Genomic DNA, 18,642 nt, shown 5'->3' with positions numbered 1-18,642 from the left:
TCGGATGGTCCCTTGTTCCAGCCCCGCGCGTGGGCATAGAACCATGCCAGCACAGGTTTTCAGGGGGCGATGCAATGCAATCCGACAATCCGACGGCGGCGATCCTGGTGATCGGGGACGAGATCCTGTCGGGCCGCACGCGGGAAGGCAACGCGCATCATCTGGCGCAGGTGCTGTCCGCGACCGGCTTCGACCTGCGCGAAATCCGCGTGGTGGCCGATGACCACGACCGGATCGTGGCGGCGATCCGCGCCCTGGACCGAAGCCTGGGCGGGGATTACGACCTGCTGTTCACCAGCGGCGGCATCGGGCCGACCCATGACGACATCACCGCCGACGCGGTCGCCGACGCCCATGGCACCACGGTCGAGATCCACCCCGGCGCCCGCGCCATCATGCAGGCCCGCTGCGACCGGCTGGGGATGGAATTGACCGAGAACCGGTTGCGCATGGCCCGCATCCCGGTGGGCGCGACGCTGATCGACAATGCCGTGTCGGCCGCGCCGGGCTTTTCCATCGGCAACACCCATGTGATGGCGGGCGTCCCCGAGGTGTTCCGCGGCATGGTCGATTGGCTGATCCCGCGCCTGCCCGGCGGCCGCCCTGTCCAATCCCAAAGCGTCGAGGTGCGGCGCGGCGAAAGCGACGTGGCCGAGGGGTTGAAGGCCGTGGCGGGCGATTACCCCGACCTGTCGCTGGGATCCTATCCCTTCCAGGACGGGACCGGCTGGGGCACGAACCTGGTGGTGCGGGGCCTGGACGCGGACCGTGTGGCCCAGGCGATGGCCGCGCTGAAGCAGCGCCTGTCGCTGTGATGGACGCCGCCCTGGCCTTGGCCTTCGAGGACACCTGGCCTGCCGCCGAATACGCGGATGCGGGCGGTTTCCGGGTGGGCCGGGGTCTTGGCGCAGGCGGGCGGGTCAGTTCGGCGCGGACGGTGGGGGCTTGGGTGCCCGAGGATATTGCGGCGGTCGAGGGGGTCCATCGCGCATGGAACCAGCAGCCGATGTTCCGCGTGCTGGATGCCGACACCGCCCTGGTCGCCGCGCTGACCGCCGCCGGATACCGGCGCGACACGCCCACCGCGATTATGCAGGCGCCGGTTTCCGCCTTGACCGGCCAGCCGATCCCGCGTCTCGCCAGCTTCGCGATCTGGCCGCCCTTGGCGATCCAGCGCGACATCTGGTCGGCAGGCAGCATCACCCCGGCGCGGCAGGCGGTGATGGACCGCGTGAGGGGACCGAAGATCGCCATCCTGGGCCGCCTCGACGACCGTGCGGCGGGGGCGGCCTTCGCCGCGATCCATGGCAAGGTGGCGATGGTCCACGCGGTCGAGGTCCTGCCCGCCTTTCGCCGCCGGGGGCTGGCGGGCTGGATGATGCGGCAGGCGGCGTTTTGGGCGCAGGACCAGGGCGCGACCAGGATCGGGCTGGCGGTCAGCCGCGCCAATGCGGGGGCGCGGGCCGCCTATGATCGCCTGGGGTTTGTCGAGGCTGCGGGATACGCCTATTACGCCAAGCCGTCATAGCGCCGCGCGGATGCTGGCGGCGATCAGGGCGGGCACCTCGGGCGCAAGGCCGATGGGATCGAGGCGCGGGCCGGTGAAGCCCGCCTGGTCCAGGGCCTCGGGCAGGTCGTCCAGGACATGTTCCGCCCGCAAGGCGAAGAAGGGCAGGCTGACGGCGCGTTCCAATCCGCGCGCCGCATCGGCGAGGAAGGGTTCCTGTTCGACAAAGCCCGTGACGACGCGGGCGAACTGCGGGGCGATGCCTTCCGCAAGCGCCGTGGTGATGGTGAAGGACGCCTGCGACCGCTGCGAGCCATGGGCGGACAGCAGCAGCGTGGTGTCCTGCGGCGCCCAGCCTTGGGCTGCGGCCGCCGCATGGGCCTGCGCCACGATCAGGCCGGGCAGGGCCGGATCGGTGCCGAAGGGCCGCAGCACCCGCGCCCCGCCCGCGCCCGCCTGCGTTAGGCGGCGGGGCAGTTCGGTCCGGGTGAACCATCCCTCGGCCATGAACATCGGATAGATCAGGCTGTCGCCGTCCGCCACCGCAGCCAGCGCGCCGGGCATGGCCAGCGTCGCGCCCGCGACCGGGCAGCCGGGATCGCAGGCTTGGATGCGGGCGGCCAGATCCTCGATGGCCTGCTGCTGGGGACCGGGGTCGCCGGGTTGCCCGTGCGAGACGATGACGGCCCGCGTCATTGGCGGAAATGCCGGGCCAGGGCCTCTGGCATGGGAAATTCTTCCAGCGCCCGCGCGCGGCCTTCGGGGGACATCTTGGCGGCGGTCTTTTCGATGATGCGGTCCATCTTCTCGTCCGGGATCGCGGCCATGAAGTCGCCCAGATACCAGCGGATGAAGGTGAAGCAGATCACGTCCTCCAGCGCCTGCACCTCGGGGTCGCGCTTGAGGCCCTGCTTGGTCAGCATCTTGCGGGCCTGGGCGATGTCGTCTTCGCCGTAGCCCGCATCCGCCATGATGCCCGCGATGCGATCCGCGTGGCGGCGGGCCTGTTCCTGACGCCATTGCAGATAGCCCGCCCGGTCCATGGGATAGGCGTCGCGCGGCAGAAGCCAGCGTTCGATGTGCTGGCCCCGACAGGCGATCCGCAGTGCGTCCGAGGCCTGGGGGAACAGATGCTGCTGCTGTTCGGTCATCCGCTGGCCGTAAAGCAGGTTGGCGGGCTTGCCCTCCTCCAGGTTCGGATCGAGGGCATTGGCGGCGTCGATGGCCTGGAAGGCGTGGTCAAGGCGGGTGGTCATGGTGCAGCGTCCTTTTTGACGCAGTTTCACCCGCTGGCGGTTCCGGCTGCAAGCGGCTAGAGGGGGGCATGACCGGATGGACCGAATATCTGCTTGCCTGGGCCTGCTTTTTGGGCGCGCACATGATCCCGGCGCTGCCCGGGCCGCGCGGCTGGCTGGTGGCAAGGTTGGGGCGGCGGGGATACCTGGCGGGTTTCAGCCTGCTGTCGATCGGGCTTTTGTATTGGCTGATCGTGGCGGCGGGGCGCGCGCCCTATGTGCATCTGTGGGACCAGCCGTTGTGGAGCCGCTGGCTGGTCAACATCGCCATGCCGCTGGCGATCCTGGTGGGCGCGCTTGGCGCGGGCCTGTCGGGGCTGGTCGCGGCCTTTGCCCTGTGGGCAGGGGCGCATCTGGTCGCCAATGGCGATCTGGCGCACGCGATCCTGTTTGGCGGGATGGGGGTCTTTGCGCTGTCGGGCTTGGCACGGTCGGGGCTGCCCCGGGCGTTCCGGGTGACATGGCGGCGGGTCTTGCTGGCGGTGGTGATCTGGGCGGCGCTGCTGCATCTGCATCCGCTGGTGATCGGGGTGTCGCCTTTGCCCTTGTGAAGGCCGGGGGTTTCACACCCCCGGACCCCCGTGGGATATTTGGGGTCCAATGCAGGTTACAGGCGGAAGCCGTCGGGGATGGCGTCATGGCCGTCCAGGATCAGGTCGGCCATGACCTGCGCGATCTTCGGCGCCATGCCGAAGCCGATCTTGAAACCGCCATTGGCGACATGGTGGCCGGGGCGGCCAGGCCATGGTCCCAGGATCGGAGCGCGGGTCCGGGCGCGGGGGCGGGCGCCGGCCCAGCGGTCGATCACGGGGGCGCCGCGCAGTTGCGGGCAGGTGGCCCGGGCCTTGGCGATCAGGGCGTCGATCCGGTCGTCGGGGTCCAGGTGATCGTAGTCGTTTTCCGAGGTCGAGCCGATCGCCACCGTTCCGTCGCCGTGGGGCACGATGTGCAGGCCGTCGGCAAAGACCTGTGGCGCATCGGGGGCGGCGTGGCGCAGCAGCGCCGACTGGCCCTTGACGCCCTTGCCGATGGGGCGGCCCAGGTCGCGGGACAGATCCTCCAGCCCCGGCGTGCCGGTGGCCCAGAGGACCGGGCCGGCAAGGGGACCGGGGGTCTGGCCCTCGATGATCTCTCCGCCCCGGTTGCGGATGGCTTGGGCCAGCGCCGCGCCCGCCGCGCGGGGGGACAGGCGGGCGGTCAGAGTGTCGAACAGCCACAGGCCCGAAGGGCTGTCGGGCACCAGATCGCCCGGCGGGGTGTCGGTCAGGCGCATCGCGCAGTCCTGGGGCCAACGGTCGGCGGCGGCGGCGATGCGGTCGCGCAGGCGGTCCGCATCCCCTGCGGGTTGCAGCCGCCCGGTGCGGGCATAGCCAGAGGGCAGGTTGGATGCGGCCTCGACCCCTGCCCAGAAGGCCGGGGCCATCAGCAGGCTGTCCAGCTGGAAGGCCTTCTTCGGGTTCCAGTTGTCCGGCGCGTGGGGGGCCAATGCGCCGACATGGCCGCCGGACGATCCCGCGCCGATCCGAACGGCCTCGATCAGGCGGACAGGGGCGCCGCGCCGGGTCATTTCCCAAGCGCAGGCCAGCCCGAAGATGCCGCCGCCGATGATCGTGACGCTTGTCAAGGCCCGCGCCTTTCCCCTAGCTGCCGTTCATGAGCGCACTATCCGATCACGACCCCGCCCGCCACCCGCAGCTTGACTGGCGGGATGGCGGCGTGCCGGTGTCCACCCGCTTCGACGATCCTTATTTCAGCCTGGGCGGGGGCTTGGATGAGGCGCGGCACGTGTTCCTGGACGGCAACGACCTGCCTGCGCGGCTGCGGGCGGGCTTTCATGTGGCGGAGCTGGGGTTCGGGACCGGGCTGAACTGCCTGGCCCTGGCGCAGGTGGCGGCGGTGCCGGTCGTGATGACCAGCTTCGAGGGTTGGCCGATGAGCCTGCCGCAGCTTGAACAGGCCCATGCGGCCTTCCCGGAACTGGCGGATCTGTCGGCGCAGTTGCGGGCAGGCTGGGGCGGCAGCGTGATCCGGGTGGGGCAGGTCGCCTTACGGCTGGTAATCGGTGACGTGGCGCAAACGCTGCCCGCGTGGCAGGGGCAGGCCGATGCCTGGTTCCTCGACGGCTTTTCCCCGGCCAAGAACCCCGGGATGTGGGGGCCGGAGATCATGGCCCATGTCGGGCGCTGCACCGCGCCGGGCGGCACCTTCGCCACCTATACGGCGGCAGGCGCGGTGCGGCGCGCCCTGAGCGAGGCGGGCTTCCACGTCGCCCGCCGCCCCGGCTTTGGCCGCAAGCGGCACATGAGCGCCGGGATCAAGCCCTAGCGGCCCACGGGCGGGATGCGGGTTGGCGCATAGACCACCTCGGGATGCGGCGGGTGGCCGTGGGTGCGCGCCCAGAAGCCCGTCCCGCCAAGCCGCAGGAATCGCGGCAGGGTCAGCACCGCCCCGGCCAGGAAGCCCCCGGCATGGGCCCAATAGGCGACGCCGCCCCCATCCGTGGGCGTGGCGAAGCCGCCGAAGACCTGGATCGCCAGCCAGACGCCCAGCACGGCCCAGGCGGGCAGGGTGAAGACCTTGAAGAAGATGATGAAGATCGCGACGATGTCCACGCGCGCACGCGGAAACAGCAGCAGATAGCCGCCCATCACGCCCGCGATCGCGCCCGAGGCGCCGACCATCGGGATGGCCGACAGCGGATCGGCCGCCATCTGCGCCGCGGCCGCCGCAAGCCCGGCCAGCAGATAGAAACCCAGGAACCCCAGGCGGCCCAGCTGCTCCTCCAGATTGTCGCCGAAGATGTACAGGAACAGCAGGTTGCCCGCGACGTGCAGGATCCCGGCGTGCAGGAACATGTGGGTCAGCAGGCCCCACAGCATGTCCCCCTGCGTCACCGCCAGGGGGTACAGCGCCAACCGCACCCACAACCATTCGCCGCCCGCGAAGAACGGCAGGGTCAGCAGATACATCGCGATGTTGACGGCGATCAGGCCATAGGTGATCCAGGGCCGCTGGTTGGACGGGTTGTGGTCCCGGATCGGGAACACCGGCCTATTGCCCGCCCGCGGGGACCAGGCCCAGGCGCTCTCGCCCCTCGGGGTCGGTCAGCGCGATGCCCTCGCCCGTTCGGCGGGCCGCGGTGACGCTGCCCAGGGCGATGCCAAAGCGCGTTTCGGCCATCATGCGGTCCGCTTCCCCGCAGGCCATGCGGGTCATCACCGTGCCGCTGACCGTCATGGCGCCGCCGCTTTCGGTCAGCTGCCCGCTGTAGCGGTTGCAGGGCGCGCGGCCCGTGACGCGGCTGCCCTCGCCCACCTCGAAGGTGACGCCGGCGGGGGCGGGGGCGCCGTCGATGCGGGCCACGGTGAAGCTGCTGCCCGGCCGCAGCATCGCCACCGACCTTTCGCCCGCGTCTTGGCAGGCGGCGAGGGCGGCTGCGGCTGCAAGCGCGGCAAGGGTGCGGGTCAGGGTCATGCGGTCCTCGGGGCGGTCTTCCCGGCCAGCATCGCGCGGCGGGACGGGCTGTGCAAGGGCGGGCCTGTTCGGCGCATCGGGGCTGCGCTAGCATCCGCCAAGTCCGACAAGGAGCGATTCCGATGACCACCATGACCGACCGCAAGAACGCCGCCATTTCCCGGGGCGTCGGCATGACCACGCAAATCTATGCCGAACGCGCCGAAAATGCCGAGATCTGGGACCGCGACGGCAACCGCTATATCGACTTTGCCGCCGGAATCGCGGTCGTGAACACCGGCCACCGCCATCCCCGCGTGGTCGAGGCGGTCAAGGCGCAGCTGGACCGCTTTACCCATACCTGCCATCAGGTCGTGCCGTATGAGAGCTATGTCTCGCTGGCCGAACGGCTGAACGCGCTGGTGCCCGGCGATTTCGACAAGAAGACCATCTTCGCTACCACCGGGGCCGAGGCGGTGGAGAATGCCGTCAAGATCGCCCGCCATTACACGGGCCGTCCTGGCGTCGTGGCCTTTGGCGGCGGTTTCCACGGGCGCACCTTCATGGGCATGGCGCTGACGGGCAAGGTCCAGCCCTACAAGGCGGGCTTCGGGCCGATGATGCCCGATGTCTGGCACCTGCCCTTCCCGAACCCGCTGCACGGCGTTTCCAAGGAGGACGCGCTGAAGGCCTTGCAGCAACTGTTCAAGGCCGATCTGGAACCCGCCCGCGTGGCCGCGATCATCGTCGAACCCGTGCAGGGCGAGGGCGGCTTTTACGAGGTGCCGGCGGGCTTCATGGCGGAACTGCGCGCGCTGTGCGACCATCACGGGATGCTGCTGATCGCGGACGAGGTGCAGACGGGCTTTGCCCGCACCGGCAAGCTGTTCGCGATGGAGCATCACGGCGTCGCCGCCGACCTGACGGCCATGGCCAAGGGGCTTGGCGGCGGCTTGCCGATCAGCGCGGTCACGGGCCGGGCCGAGGTGATGGACAGCCCCAATCCCGGCGGACTGGGCGGCACCTATGCGGGCAACCCGCTGGGCGTGGCCGCGGCCCATGCCGTTCTGGACGTGATCGCCGACGAGGGCCTCTGCGACCGCGCCACCCGCCTGGGCCAGCGCCTGAAGCAGCGGCTGGCGGCGGCGCGCGACCATGTCCCCCAGATCGCCGACATCCGCGGCCCCGGCTTCATGAACGCGGTCGAGTTCAACCACCCCGGCACCGACAGCCCCAACCCCGACTTCACCAACCGCGTCCGCGAGGAGGCGCTGAAGCGCAACCTGATCCTGCTGACCTGCGGGGTTTACGGCAACGTGATCCGGTTCCTGGCGCCGCTGACGATCCCGGACGCGGTGTTCGAGGAAGCACTGGACATCCTGGACGAAAGCCTGCTGGCCGCGCGGGGTTAGGGGTAGCGCGGGCGGAACCCTGGCCCGATGGTCCGCCTTGTTGATCGGCAGCGGGGTGGCTATCGCCCCGGCTGACGCTTATGCCTTGTCCTGCCGACAGGAACGGGGTTTGACGTTCAATCCGGCGGACTCGACAAGGAACAGGCAATGGCGGAACGCAAGTGCATCGGGGTGATCCTGGGATCGATCCGGGAAGGGCGGATCAATGACCGGGTGGCATTCTGGGTGATCCGCCAACTGGAAGGCCACGGCTTTGCCACGCGCACCATCGATCCGGCCGATCCCGATCTTCTGCCGGTGCAGACCGGCAATGCCGCAGCCATCGACCGCCTGCGCGAACGGATGGCCAACCTCGACGGCTTCGTCATCGTGACGCCCGAATACAACCACGCCGAACCCGGCCACCTGAAGACGCTGATCGATTTCGTCACCGCCGAATGGTGGGCGCGGCCCGTGGGGCTGATCGGCTATGGCGGCATCTCGGGCGGCTTGCGCGCGGTGGAAGCCCTGCGCATCATCCTGGCCGAACTGCACACCGTCACGCTGCGCGACACGGTCAGCTTCGCCTCGCCCTGGCGCAAGTTCGACGCGTTGGGGCACATGACCGACCCCAACGACGCCGCTGCGGCCGAGGCGGCGATGGCGGTCTTTGCGCACAGGCTGGACTGGTGGGTCGAGGCCCTGGCCCATGCGCGCCATGCCCGGCCCTATCACCCCGGGACCGAGTGAAAAGGACGACACGATGACCGCGATCATCCGCATCGAGAACCTGTCCAAGCAATACGGCAGCGGCACCAAGGCGCTCAGCGGCGTGTCGCTGGACATCCACGAGGGCGAGATCATCGCCCTGCTTGGCCCGAACGGGGCGGGCAAGACCACGCTGATTTCCATCATCTGCGGGCTGGTGGTGCCCACGGGCGGCACGGTCCGCGTGGGCGGCCACGACATCGCTACCCAATGGCGCGCGGCGCGCAAGCTGATCGGCCTGGTGCCGCAGGAAATCGCGCTGGAGCCGTTCGAGACGGTGATCAACGCGGTCCGCTTCACGCGCGGCCTTTACGGAGAGGGTCCCGACGACGCCTATATCGAACGGGTGCTGCGCAGCCTGGCGCTGTGGGACAAGCGCGACGCCATGACGCGCGAGCTGTCCGGCGGCATGAAGCGCCGCGTGCTGATCGCCAAGGCCCTGTCGCACCGGCCCAAGGTCCTGTTCCTGGACGAACCCACCGCGGGCGTGGACGTGGCGCTGCGCCGCGAGATGTGGGAGGTCGTGGACCAGTTGCGCCGCGACGGCGTGACCATCATCCTGACCACCCATTACCTGGAGGAAGCCGAGGAGATGGCCGACCGCATCGGCGTCATCAACCACGGGGAACTGCTGCTGGTCCGGCCCACGGCGGATCTGATGGGCGAATTCGGCAAGAAGACCCTCACCATCGAGCTGATGGAACCGCTGGCCGCCATTCCCGATGCCCTGTCGGACCGCGCGCTGCGCCTGTCGGACGACGGGCGGTCGCTGGCCTATGAATACGACACGCGGGCCGACCGGACCGGCATCGCGCATCTGCTGGGCGATCTGGCCCGCAAGGGAATCATGGTGCGCGACGTGTCCACCCGGCAATCCAGCCTGGAGGAGGTGTTCATGACGCTGGTCGCGGAACCGCGTCAGGAGGTGACGGCATGAGCGGCGTCAACTGGCCCGGCGTGGGGGCGATCTTCCAGCACGAGATGTCGCGCTTTTTCCGCACCGTCATGCAGTCGCTTCTGTCGCCGGTCCTGTCCACGGTGCTGTATTTCGTGGTCTTCGGGGCGGCCATCGGCGGGCGCATCCAGTCGGTCGAGGGCGTGGAATACGGCGCCTTCATCGTGCCCGGCCTGATGATGCTGACGATCCTGCAGCAATCGGTCAGCAACGCCAGCTTCGGGATCTATTTCCCGAAGTTCAGCGGCACGATCTATGAATACCTGGTCTCGCCCGTGGGCTGGATCGAGGTCACGCTGGGCTTCGTGGGCGCCGCCGCGACCAAGGCCGTGCTGATCGCCCTGGTGATCCTGCTGACCTCGTTCTTCTTCGTGGGCGTCCATATCCTGCACCCGGTCTGGATGCTGGCCTTCCTGGTCCTGACGGCCACGGGCTTCAGCCTGCTGGGCTTCATCATCGGGCTATGGGCGAAGTCCTTCGAGCAGTTGCAGATCGTGCCGATGATGGTGATCACGCCCCTGGTTTTCCTGGGCGGCGCGTTCTATTCGGCGGACATGCTGCCGCCCTTCTGGGAAGGCGTGGCCAAGCTGAACCCGGTGCTTTACCTCGTGTCGGGCTTTCGCTGGGCGTTCTTCGGGATTGCCGACGTGCCGGTGGGCGTGTCGCTGGTCGCGGTCGGCCTGATGATCGCGGCCTGCTGTCTGGCGATCCGCTGGATCTTCGCGACGGGCTGGCGGCTGCGAGAGTGAGCCTTGCCGGTCCGCGGCGCAGATCCGCGCCTGCGGGTCCATGCGCACATATTGCCGCGCGGTGATCACCTGCATCTCCAGCGACCGGTTCCAGCCGCCGAACCAGCGGTCGCGGATGCCGTTCCGGTAATAGTTGCCCATGATCTCGTCCACCAGGGGCGGGATGATCTGCGTGTTCGGGATGCGCGGCGCGTGAAAGCCGATCCTCGCGCCCCCGCCCAGGCAGGCATTGGGCAGCGTGGTCAGGATCGTGCAGGCCGACCGGCAGTATCCCCGGATCCGCACCGTCTTGCCCGACCGGGCCAGACGTTCGCGCAACTGCACCATTTGCAGGACGTTGCCGCCGCGATGGTTTTCCACGTCGATGAAGCGGCCGCGTTCCACGATGTCGGCCTGGCTGGCGGCGGGAAGGGCGGCCAGCAGGGCGGCGGCAAGGATCAGGCGTATTTTGCTCATGCGGTTTATCTTGCCGATCGGGGCGCTTTCGGGAAATCACGTTCCGGCGAAGGCGCATCCCCCTTTTCCGGCGGCGGCGAATCACCTATCTGCGGCGGATGCACATGAACCCGCCCGACCTGCGCCCCGACCTGGCCCGCGCCCGGATCCCCGATGAACAGCCTGGCGAACGCCGCGACGGCCAGCCGACCATCGGCATGGTCTCGCTCGGCTGTCCCAAGGCGCTCGTGGACAGCGAACGCATCCTGACCCGCCTGCGGGCCGAAGGGTACGCGATCAGCCCCGATTACAAGGGCGCGGACGCGGTGATCGTGAACACCTGCGGGTTCCTCGACAGCGCCAAGGCCGAATCGCTGGACGCCATCGGCGAGGCGCTGCGCGAGAACGGCAAGGTGCTGGTCACGGGCTGCCTGGGGGCGGAACCCGACTACATCACCGGCGCGCATCCCCGGGTGCTGGCCGTCACCGGCCCGCATCAATACGAGGCCGTGCTGGACGCCGTTCACAAGGCGGTGCCGCCGCAGCCCGATCCCTTCATCGACCTGTTGCCCGCATCCGGCGTCAGCCTGACCCCGCGCCATTACAGCTATCTGAAGATTTCCGAGGGCTGCAACCACCGCTGCAAGTTCTGCATCATCCCCGACATGCGCGGGCGCCTGGTCAGCCGCCCCGCCCATGCCGTCGTGCGAGAGGCCGAAAAGCTGGTGCAGGCGGGGGTGCGCGAACTGCTGGTGATTTCGCAGGACACCTCGGCCTATGGCCTGGACCGCCGGTTTGAGACCGAACGCGGCCACCGCGCGCACATCACCGACCTGGCCCGCGACCTGGGCGGCTTGGGGGCTTGGGTGCGGCTGCATTACGTTTATCCCTATCCGCATGTCCGCGACCTGATCCCGCTGATGGCCGAGGGGCTGGTGCTGCCCTATCTGGACATCCCCTTCCAGCACGCCCACCCCGACACCCTGCGCCGCATGGCCCGCCCGGCGGCTGCGGCGCGCACCCTGGACGAGATCGCCGCCTGGCGCGCTATCTGCCCCGAGATCACCCTGCGATCGACCTTCATCGTGGGCTATCCCGGCGAGACCGAGGCCGAGTTCCAGACCCTGCTCGACTGGCTGGACGAGGCGCAACTGGACCGCGTGGGCGCGTTTCAGTACGAAAACGTCAAGGGCGCGCGGGCCAACGACCTGCCAGATCATGTCGCGCCCGAAGTGAAGCAGGACCGTTTTGACCGCTTCATGGAAAAGGCCCAGGCCATTTCCGAGGCCAAGCTGGCCGCCAAGGTGGGCAGCCGGATCCAGGTCATCGTGGACAGCGTGGACGAAGACGGCGCCACCTGCCGCACCAAGGCCGACGCGCCCGAGATCGACGGCAACCTGTTCATCGACGAGGGGTTTGAAACCCTGACCCCCGGCGACATCGTGACGGTGACGGTGGACGAGGCGGGCGAATACGACCTTTGGGGCCGCTTGTGACGCAGCCAGGCCGGATGTCCCGAATTGACGGTGGCAGCCCGGCAGGCCCTCCGTTATGGGTAACCCTGGATAACCGAACCAGGACACCGGAGGCCCCGTTGAGCAGCGCGTCTGACGATCTTCTGGCCACCGCGGGCGCGGTCAGGTTCGGCACCGTCCTGGCCGACCCGCCCTGGCAGTTCCAGAACCGCACCGGCAAGATGGCGCCCGAACACAAGCGCCTGTCGCGTTATCCGACGATGACGCTGGACGAGATTTGCGACCTGCCGGTCGAGGCCGTGGCCGACGCCCGCGCGCACCTGTATCTGTGGGTGCCCAACGCCCTTCTGCCCGAGGGGCTGAAGGTGATGGAACATTGGGGGTTCGCCTACAAGTCGAACCTGATCTGGTACAAGACCCGCAAGGACGGCGGTCCCGACCGGCGCGGCGTGGGGTTCTATTTCCGCAACGTGACCGAGATCCTTCTGTTCGGCGTGAGGGGCCGCGACGTGCGCACTCTGGATCCCGGCCGCAGCCAGGAAAACATCATCGCCACGCAGAAACGCGAACACTCGCGCAAGCCCGACGAGCAATACGACCTGATCGAGGCGTGCAGCTGGGGTCCGCGCCTGGAAATGTTCGCGCGCGGCCCGCGCAAGGGCTGGACCGTCTGGGGCAACCAGGCTGCCGATTACCAGCCCGACTGGCCCACCTATTCCAACCATTCCCAAAGCAACGTGGTGAAGCTGCGTTGAGCAGTCTGGGCACGGTCATGGATCCCGCGGGCCAGCCGCGCAAGCCCGCTGCCCTGTGCATCGGCGCGCAGAAGGCGGGCACGAGCTGGCTGGCGCAGATGCTGGGCCAGCACCCGCAGATCTGGATCCCTCCCTTCAAGGAGGTCCAGTATTTCAACCACCTGTTCATCCCCGGCCATCGCAAGTGGATCGGCTGGCATTACCGCCAGAAGCCCCAGGAAATCCGCGACCGCCATGCGAAGCGCGGCATCCCCGTGCCGCCGGAACTGGACGCCTATCTGGACGGCGTCACGCGCGGCAAGATGTTCCACAACCAGTGGTACAAGCGCGTCTTCGCCCCCGCGCCGCCTGTCGCCCTGCCGATGGATTTCACTCCGGAATATTCGACCCTGCCGGACGAAGGCGTCGATTACGTCGCGGGTTTCCTGCCCAAGGCCCGCGTCATCTACCTGATCCGCCACCCGGTCGATCGCGCCGTGTCGCAACTGCGCATGAACCTGGCGCGCGAGAAGCGCCGCCCCGAGACGCTGGCGGACTGGATGGCGGAAATCGACAACCCGGTCCTTTATGACCGCGGCGATTACGCAGCCTACCTGCCCCGTTGGCAGGCCCGTTTCCCCGACATGCTGGTCCTGCCCTTCGGCCGCATCGCCCGCGATCCGCAAGGGGTGATGGACCAGGTCGAAGCCTATCTGGGCATCGGTCCCTGGGTTTATTCGCATATGACCGACAAGGTCTTTGCCAACCGCAACCCGCTGCGCCCCCCGCCCGAGGCCGTGGCCGCCTTGGTCCGCCGCATGGCCCCGCAACTGGCCTTCCTGGAAGACCACCTCGGCCCCGATTTCCTGGCCGAGACGCGCTGACCTTTCGCCCGGCCCCGCTTTCGCCTACATAGCACCCAAAGTTTGCAGGAGATTCCGATGGCGTCCTATCAGTTCGTCTACCACATGGACGGCGTGTCCAAGACCTATCCCGGCGGCAAGAAGGTGTTTCAGGACATCCACCTCAACTTCCTGCCGGGCGTCAAGATCGGCGTCGTCGGCGTCAACGGCGCCGGCAAATCGACGCTGCTCAAGGTGATGGCCGGTCTCGACAAGGATTTCCAGGGCGAGGCCTGGGCCGCCAAGGGCGCCAAGGTCGGCTATCTGTCGCAGGAACCGTGGCTCGATCCGCAACTGAACGTACGCGGCAACGTCATGGAAGGCGTCAAGGCCAAGCAGGCCAAGCTGGACCGCTACAACGAACTGGCGATGAACTATTCCGACGAGACCGCCGACGAGATGGCGCGCCTTCAGGACGAGATCGACGCCGAGAACCTGTGGGATCTGGACAACCAGGTCGATATCGCGATGGAGGCGCTGCGCTGCCCGCCGGACGACGCCGACGTGGAAACGCTGTCGGGGGGCGAACGCCGCCGCGTGGCCTTGTGCAAGCTGCTGCTGGAAGCCCCCGACATGCTGCTGCTGGACGAACCCACCAACCACCTGGACGCGGAAACCATCGCCTGGCTGCAAAAGCACCTGATCGAATACAAGGGCACGATCCTGACCGTGACCCACGACCGCTATTTCCTGGACGACATCACAAGCTGGATCCTGGAACTGGAACGCGGCCGGGGCCTGCCGCACGAGGGCAACTATTCCTCGTGGCTGGAAGCCAAGGCCAAGCGGGTCGCCCAGGAAGCGCGCGAGGACAAGTCCAAGCAGAAGGCCATGGAAAAGGAGCTGGAATGGATCCGCGCGGGCGCCAAGGCCCGGCAGGCCAAATCCAAGGCCCGGATTTCCGCCTATAACAAGATGGCCGACGAATCGGTCAAGGAACTGGTCGGCAAGGCGCAGATCGTCATCCCCCACGGCCCGCGCCTGGGCGGCAAGGTGGTCGAGGTCGAGGGCTTGAAAAAGCACATGGGCGACAAGCTGCTGATCGAGGATCTGTCCTTCAGCCTGCCGCCCGGCGGCATCATCGGCGTGATCGGCCCCAACGGCGCGGGCAAATCGACCCTGTTCAAGATGATCACCGGGCAAGAGGCCCCCGACGAAGGCACCATCACCATCGGCGAGACGGTGAAGATGTCCTATGTCGACCAGTCCCGCGACAGCCTGGATCCCGACAAGACCGTGTGGGAGGAAATCTCGGGCGGGGCCGAGGTGATCGAACTGGGCGACGCGCAGGTGAACAGCCGCAACTATGTGGGTTCCTTCAACTTCAAGGGCGGCGACCAGCAGAAAAAGGTGGGCCTGCTGTCGGGCGGCGAACGCAACCGCGTTCACATGGCCAAGCTTTTGAAATCGGGCGGCAACCTGCTGCTGCTGGACGAACCGACCAACGACCTGGACGTGGAAACCCTGCAGGCCCTGGAAGCCGCGATCGAGAATTTCGCGGGCTGCGCGATCATCATCTCGCACGACCGGTTCTTCCTGGACCGGCTTTGCACGCATATCCTGGCGTTCGAGGGCGACGCCCATGTCGAGTTCTTCGAGGGGAACTTCGAGGATTACGAAAAGGACAAGGTGCGGCGGTTGGGACCGGACTCGATCGAGCCGAAGCGGGTGAAATACAAGAAGTTCACGCGGTGAGCGAAGGGTAGGGGTTTCCCCACCAACCTTGCCGGTTGGCAGCGTAGGGTGCCGTGCTCTGCACGCACCACCATCACGCAAGAAAATGGTGCGTGAAATCACGCACCCTACAGATCGAGTTGCCTTTTTCTTTCAAGCCGGAAATTGGGGTGTGACCCCACTCTGCAAGAACGCAACACCCGCAGCAAGCGTAGGGTGCGTGCTTTGCACGCACCATCGTCACACGAAAAGAGGTGCGTGAAATCACCCACCCTACCTGTAGGGTGGGTTCCACCCCACCATTCCCGGCGCAGATCGGCGGGGTCCAAACCCCCTTCAAACACGCAACGCCCGCAGGCGTTGCGCTGATTTCAGGCGTTCACCGGCGGCTTGCCGGGGCAGTTGGCCGCGATCACCGTGGGCGTCGGGCTTGCTGCGGTGTCCGTCGCGGTCGGGCCGTCAAAGGCCAGGACCGGGGCGGCCAGCAGGCAAGCGGTCAGAGTGGCAAGGGAAAGTCGCGTCATGAAGGCTCCTGTCTCTTGTTGCAATGGTTCAGCCTGCCCCGAATCGCGCCGTCGCCCAAGACACAGGCGCGTTACCGGGCCACTCCTGCCTGGCCAGGCGGCACTTGTCCGTGCGGGAAAAGCCGCAAGATCAGGCTGATGCGGGACAGGCCGGATCGGATCGTCGCCATCATCCGGTCAGAACCGCCGCCTTGGGTGCTATCCCCACTCCCACGGCCGCGTGAATTCGCCCAGCTTGGCCTTCACTGCCGCTTCATCCACATCCCCGTCGCGGGCAAGCCGTGCCACCAGGCCGCGCTTCTTGTCCTCGACCACTTCGGCCACATGGGCGCCGGTGCCCGCCAGCGCCTTGTCATAGACCCGCTTGATCGCCAGGCGGCGCAGGTCGGGCTTGAAGATCTTGCCCACCGCGGTTTTCGGCAGCTCGGGCAGGATTTCCACATGCTTGGGATAGGCCGCCCGTTCGTGGATGTGATCGCGCGCATGGGCCAGAAGCTCGTGCGTGGTGACCTGGGCGCCCGCGACCAGTTCCACGTAAACGCAGGGCAACTCGCCCGCGAAGCTGTCGGGCTGGCCGATGGCGCCCGCGAAGGCCACGGCGGGGTGGGACAGCATCGCTTCCTCGATCTCGGCGGGGTCGATGTTGTGGCCGCCGCGGATGATCAGATCCTTGGCCCGGCCCGTGATCCACAGATAGCCGTCCGCGTCCAGCCGCCCCAGGTCGCCCGTGCGCAGATAGATGTCGTCGGCGAACAGGTCGTGGTTCTTGTCGGCCTCGGTATAGGTGGATCCGGGGAAGACGCCGGGATTGGCCACGCAGATCTCGCCCACTTCGTCGGTCGGGCATTCATGCGCGCGGCCCGCGTCGTCGTGGCGCAGGATGCGGACCTGGGTATAGGGCAGGGGGATGCCCACGGAACCCACCTTCTTCACGCCATCCACGGGGTTGCAGCTGACCAGGCAGGTGGCCTCGGTCAGGCCATAGCCCTCGGCGATCTCGACCCCGGTGGCGGACTTGAAGCGGTTGTACAATTCAATCGGCAGGGGGGCGGAACCGGAAATGGCGGTTTTCAGCGACGACACGTCGGCATTCACGGGCCGCTGCATCAGCGCGGAAATCGCGGTCGGCACGGTGATCAGGAAGGTGGCCTGCCAGCGTTCGATCAGCTTCCAGAAGTTCTCGAAGACCCCCTCGCCCCGGTATCCGGCCGGGGTGGGCATCACGACATGCGCGCCCGACGCAAGGCAGGACATCAGGATCGGATAAGCGGCGAAGACGTGAAACATCGGCAGCGGGCACATCAGCACGTCGTTTTCATCGAACAGCAGCGATCCCCCCAGCCAGCCGTTGTAGATCATGCCGGAATACTTGTGCTGGGCCACCTTGGGCGTGCCGGTGGTGCCGCCGGTGTGGAAATAGGCCGCGACCCGGTCCTGCTGGATGTCCTCGAAATCCAGGCGCGTGTGGCGTTCGCCGCTGGTCGCGGCCTCGAAGTTCAGGACCCTGGCCTTGCCGCGGCGCTTCACGCGGGGGCGGATCAGCGGCACGATCCAGCGTTTCAACCCGCGCAGGTGGCGGTTCAGGTCCACCTCGACCACATGGGTGACGCCGGGGGCCAGGGCCACGGCCTCGGCGGCCTTCTGGGCCACGTCGGTCTTGGGAAAGGCGCGCAGCGTGACCAGCACCTTGGCGCGGGTTTCGCGCAGGATGCCCGCGATCTGCTGGGCATCCAGCAGCGGATTGATGGGGTTCACGATCCCCGCCGTCGCGCCCGCCAGCAGAACCACGGGCGTCTCGATGCTGTTGGGCAGCAGATAGGCCACGGTGTCGGTCGGGCCGACGCCCAGCTTGCGCAGCAGGTTGGCGGTCTCGGTGACGCGTTCCAGCAGATCCTTCCAGGTCAGGGTCGTCGCATGGCCGCGCGGGTCCGAGAGAAGCTGGAAGCTGATCGCGGGCCGGTCGGGAACCCGCTGGGCGGTGCGGGCCAGAAAGCCGTAGATCGTGACGGGAAGATCGCGCGCCGCATAGGGCATCTCGGCTTCCAGGGCGTTGCGGTCGTCATAGCTGATGAAGCGGTTCATCCATCCTCCCCCCGGGACCATCCTCCTGATCCCTCTCGGGAAACACAATGGGCCATCGGCGGGAAGGGGGGCAAGGGGCTTGGCCGCGCGCCAGGGCGGAGACGCGGCGTCAGGTCGCGCGGACGCCGCGTCGGCGGGTCACGCCTGCGGGATGCGCAGGGTCTGGCCGGGATAGATCCTGTCGGGATCGGACAGCATCGGACGGTTCGCCTCGAAGATGGCGTTGTACTTGCCGGCGCTGCCCAGATAGGCCTTGGCGATCTCGGACAGGGTTTCGCCCTTCTTGACGGTGTGGAAGACGGGGGCCTTGCCTGCCTCGGGTCCGGCATCCGGCAGGTCGGCCTCGACCTTGGCGATGCCCTCGATGTTGCCCAGGGCCAGGATCAGCTTTTCCAGCGTCTCGCGGTTGGCGCCCTTGCTTTCGACCTTGACGGTATCGCCGCGCAGGGTCAAGTGGACATCGTCCTTGTCCAGGTTCAGCGCCTTCAACTCGGCCTTCAGCGCCGCGACCTTGCGGGTGGTGTCGGGATCATGCGCGGGCTTTGCCGCCGCCGGGGCAGGGGCTTGCGGCTTGGCGGGTTCGGCCGCCTCGGCCTTGCCGAAGACCGATTTCCCGGCGTCCTTCACGAAATCCCAGATGGCCATCATGCATCCTTTCGGCTGTGTTTCGTCGTGATCTGACGAAAAACGCGGGGTTG

Annotated in this window: 21 protein-coding genes; 13 read left to right on the top strand and 8 right to left on the bottom strand. The window is 67.7% G+C overall.

Features of this window, described 5'->3' with window-relative positions; genetic code table 11:
• The first annotated feature begins 74 nt into the window (after window positions 1-74).
• On the top strand, window positions 75-815 hold the full coding sequence (locus GIY56_RS09060; RefSeq protein WP_154764509.1) for a competence/damage-inducible protein A: 741 nt from the start codon (window positions 75-77) through the stop codon (window positions 813-815).
• Complete coding sequence (locus GIY56_RS09055; protein WP_154764508.1) at window positions 815-1,528, top strand: GNAT family N-acetyltransferase; 714 nt, start codon at window positions 815-817, stop codon at window positions 1,526-1,528. Before GIY56_RS09060 ends, GIY56_RS09055 begins: the two co-directional genes overlap by 1 nt.
• Here the strand turns inward: GIY56_RS09055 and GIY56_RS09050 are convergent.
• Window positions 1,523-2,203: a sirohydrochlorin chelatase gene (locus GIY56_RS09050; protein ID WP_154764507.1), complete on the bottom strand. Its 681-nt coding sequence runs from the start codon at window positions 2,201-2,203 to the stop codon at window positions 1,523-1,525. The genes GIY56_RS09055 and GIY56_RS09050 overlap by 6 nt on opposite strands.
• Window positions 2,200-2,763, bottom strand: coding sequence for a DUF4202 domain-containing protein (locus GIY56_RS09045; RefSeq protein WP_154764506.1), 564 nt, complete (start codon window positions 2,761-2,763; stop codon window positions 2,200-2,202). Before GIY56_RS09045 ends, GIY56_RS09050 begins: the two co-directional genes overlap by 4 nt.
• Before the next feature lie 68 nt (window positions 2,764-2,831).
• On the opposite strand from GIY56_RS09045, the gene GIY56_RS09040 reads away from it, so the two are divergent.
• Window positions 2,832-3,353 (top strand): NnrU family protein, encoded by a 522-nt coding sequence (locus tag GIY56_RS09040; protein ID WP_154764505.1) that lies wholly within the window; start codon window positions 2,832-2,834, stop codon window positions 3,351-3,353.
• Window positions 3,354-3,409: 56 nt separating this feature from the next.
• Here GIY56_RS09040 and GIY56_RS09035 read toward each other — a convergent pair whose 3' ends face one another.
• Complete coding sequence (locus GIY56_RS09035; protein WP_154764504.1) at window positions 3,410-4,426, bottom strand: NAD(P)/FAD-dependent oxidoreductase; 1,017 nt, start codon at window positions 4,424-4,426, stop codon at window positions 3,410-3,412.
• Window positions 4,427-4,455: 29 nt separating this feature from the next.
• Between GIY56_RS09035 and mnmD the strand changes: the two genes are divergently transcribed.
• Window positions 4,456-5,127 (top strand): tRNA (5-methylaminomethyl-2-thiouridine)(34)-methyltransferase MnmD, encoded by a 672-nt coding sequence (mnmD, locus tag GIY56_RS09030; protein ID WP_154764503.1) that lies wholly within the window; start codon window positions 4,456-4,458, stop codon window positions 5,125-5,127.
• Here mnmD and GIY56_RS09025 read toward each other — a convergent pair.
• Together GIY56_RS09025 and GIY56_RS09020 are read right to left on the bottom strand one after the other, a co-directional pair.
• Window positions 5,124-5,849 carry a rhomboid family intramembrane serine protease gene (locus GIY56_RS09025; RefSeq protein ID WP_328288491.1) on the bottom strand — a complete coding sequence of 242 codons (726 nt, stop codon included), beginning with the start codon at window positions 5,847-5,849 and terminating at the stop codon, window positions 5,124-5,126. The two genes, mnmD and GIY56_RS09025, sit on opposite strands and share 4 nt — an antisense overlap.
• 4 nt (window positions 5,850-5,853) lie before the next feature.
• On the bottom strand, window positions 5,854-6,276 hold the full coding sequence (locus GIY56_RS09020; protein WP_154764502.1) for an META domain-containing protein: 423 nt from the start codon (window positions 6,274-6,276) through the stop codon (window positions 5,854-5,856).
• Window positions 6,277-6,398: 122 nt separating this feature from the next.
• Here GIY56_RS09020 and GIY56_RS09015 point away from each other — a divergent pair, with 122 nt between their 5' ends.
• The 9 genes from GIY56_RS09015 (at window position 6,399) to ettA (ending at window position 15,359) form a co-directional block, all read left to right on the top strand.
• Window positions 6,399-7,667, top strand: a complete 1,269-nt coding sequence (locus tag GIY56_RS09015) for a 4-aminobutyrate--2-oxoglutarate transaminase (protein WP_154764501.1) — start codon at window positions 6,399-6,401, stop codon at window positions 7,665-7,667.
• A gap of 147 nt (window positions 7,668-7,814) precedes the next feature.
• Complete coding sequence (locus GIY56_RS09010) at window positions 7,815-8,396, top strand: NADPH-dependent FMN reductase (RefSeq protein WP_154764500.1); 582 nt, start codon at window positions 7,815-7,817, stop codon at window positions 8,394-8,396.
• A 13-nt stretch (window positions 8,397-8,409) separates the two neighbouring features.
• Window positions 8,410-9,351: an ABC transporter ATP-binding protein gene (locus GIY56_RS09005; RefSeq protein ID WP_154764499.1), complete on the top strand. Its 942-nt coding sequence runs from the start codon at window positions 8,410-8,412 to the stop codon at window positions 9,349-9,351.
• A complete protein-coding gene (locus GIY56_RS09000) occupies window positions 9,348-10,118 on the top strand; it encodes an ABC transporter permease (protein ID WP_154764498.1) in 771 nt (256 codons plus the stop codon). The genes GIY56_RS09005 and GIY56_RS09000 overlap by 4 nt, the downstream gene beginning before the upstream one ends.
• A gap of 327 nt (window positions 10,119-10,445) precedes the next feature.
• Window positions 10,446-10,682 (top strand): hypothetical protein, encoded by a 237-nt coding sequence (locus tag GIY56_RS08995; protein WP_154764497.1) that lies wholly within the window; start codon window positions 10,446-10,448, stop codon window positions 10,680-10,682.
• Entirely contained in the window at window positions 10,673-12,049 is a 1,377-nt protein-coding gene (gene rimO / locus GIY56_RS08990) for a 30S ribosomal protein S12 methylthiotransferase RimO (protein WP_196053587.1), read from the top strand. Before GIY56_RS08995 ends, rimO begins: the two co-directional genes overlap by 10 nt.
• Window positions 12,050-12,147: 98 nt before the next feature.
• Window positions 12,148-12,783, top strand: a complete 636-nt coding sequence (locus tag GIY56_RS08985) for an MT-A70 family methyltransferase (RefSeq protein ID WP_230312401.1) — start codon at window positions 12,148-12,150, stop codon at window positions 12,781-12,783.
• Window positions 12,780-13,646 (top strand): sulfotransferase family protein, encoded by an 867-nt coding sequence (locus GIY56_RS08980; RefSeq protein WP_230312399.1) that lies wholly within the window; start codon window positions 12,780-12,782, stop codon window positions 13,644-13,646. Before GIY56_RS08985 ends, GIY56_RS08980 begins: the two co-directional genes overlap by 4 nt.
• A gap of 57 nt (window positions 13,647-13,703) precedes the next feature.
• Window positions 13,704-15,359 (top strand): energy-dependent translational throttle protein EttA, encoded by a 1,656-nt coding sequence (gene ettA / locus GIY56_RS08975; RefSeq protein ID WP_154764494.1) that lies wholly within the window; start codon window positions 13,704-13,706, stop codon window positions 15,357-15,359.
• 350 nt (window positions 15,360-15,709) lie between these two features.
• On the opposite strand, the gene GIY56_RS08970 is transcribed toward ettA, so the two are convergent.
• The 3 genes from GIY56_RS08970 to lysM form a co-directional block, all read right to left on the bottom strand.
• The gene (locus GIY56_RS08970; RefSeq protein WP_154764493.1) at window positions 15,710-15,862 is read right to left on the bottom strand and encodes a hypothetical protein; all 153 of its coding nucleotides are present in this window, start codon (window positions 15,860-15,862) and stop codon (window positions 15,710-15,712) included.
• Between the two features lie 198 nt (window positions 15,863-16,060).
• On the bottom strand, window positions 16,061-17,944 hold the full coding sequence (locus GIY56_RS08965) for an acyl-CoA synthetase (RefSeq protein WP_154764492.1): 1,884 nt from the start codon (window positions 17,942-17,944) through the stop codon (window positions 16,061-16,063).
• 138 nt (window positions 17,945-18,082) lie between these two features.
• Window positions 18,083-18,589 carry a peptidoglycan-binding protein LysM gene (gene lysM / locus GIY56_RS08960; RefSeq protein ID WP_154764491.1) on the bottom strand — a complete coding sequence of 169 codons (507 nt, stop codon included), beginning with the start codon at window positions 18,587-18,589 and terminating at the stop codon, window positions 18,083-18,085.
• Between the last annotated feature and the right edge of the window lie 53 nt (window positions 18,590-18,642).

The organism is Paracoccus lichenicola (assembly GCF_009708075.1).
Lineage (GTDB): Bacteria > Pseudomonadota > Alphaproteobacteria > Rhodobacterales > Rhodobacteraceae > Paracoccus > Paracoccus lichenicola.
Note: the sequence above shows the minus strand (reverse complement) of the source record. Positions and strands in the feature narration are given on the sequence as shown.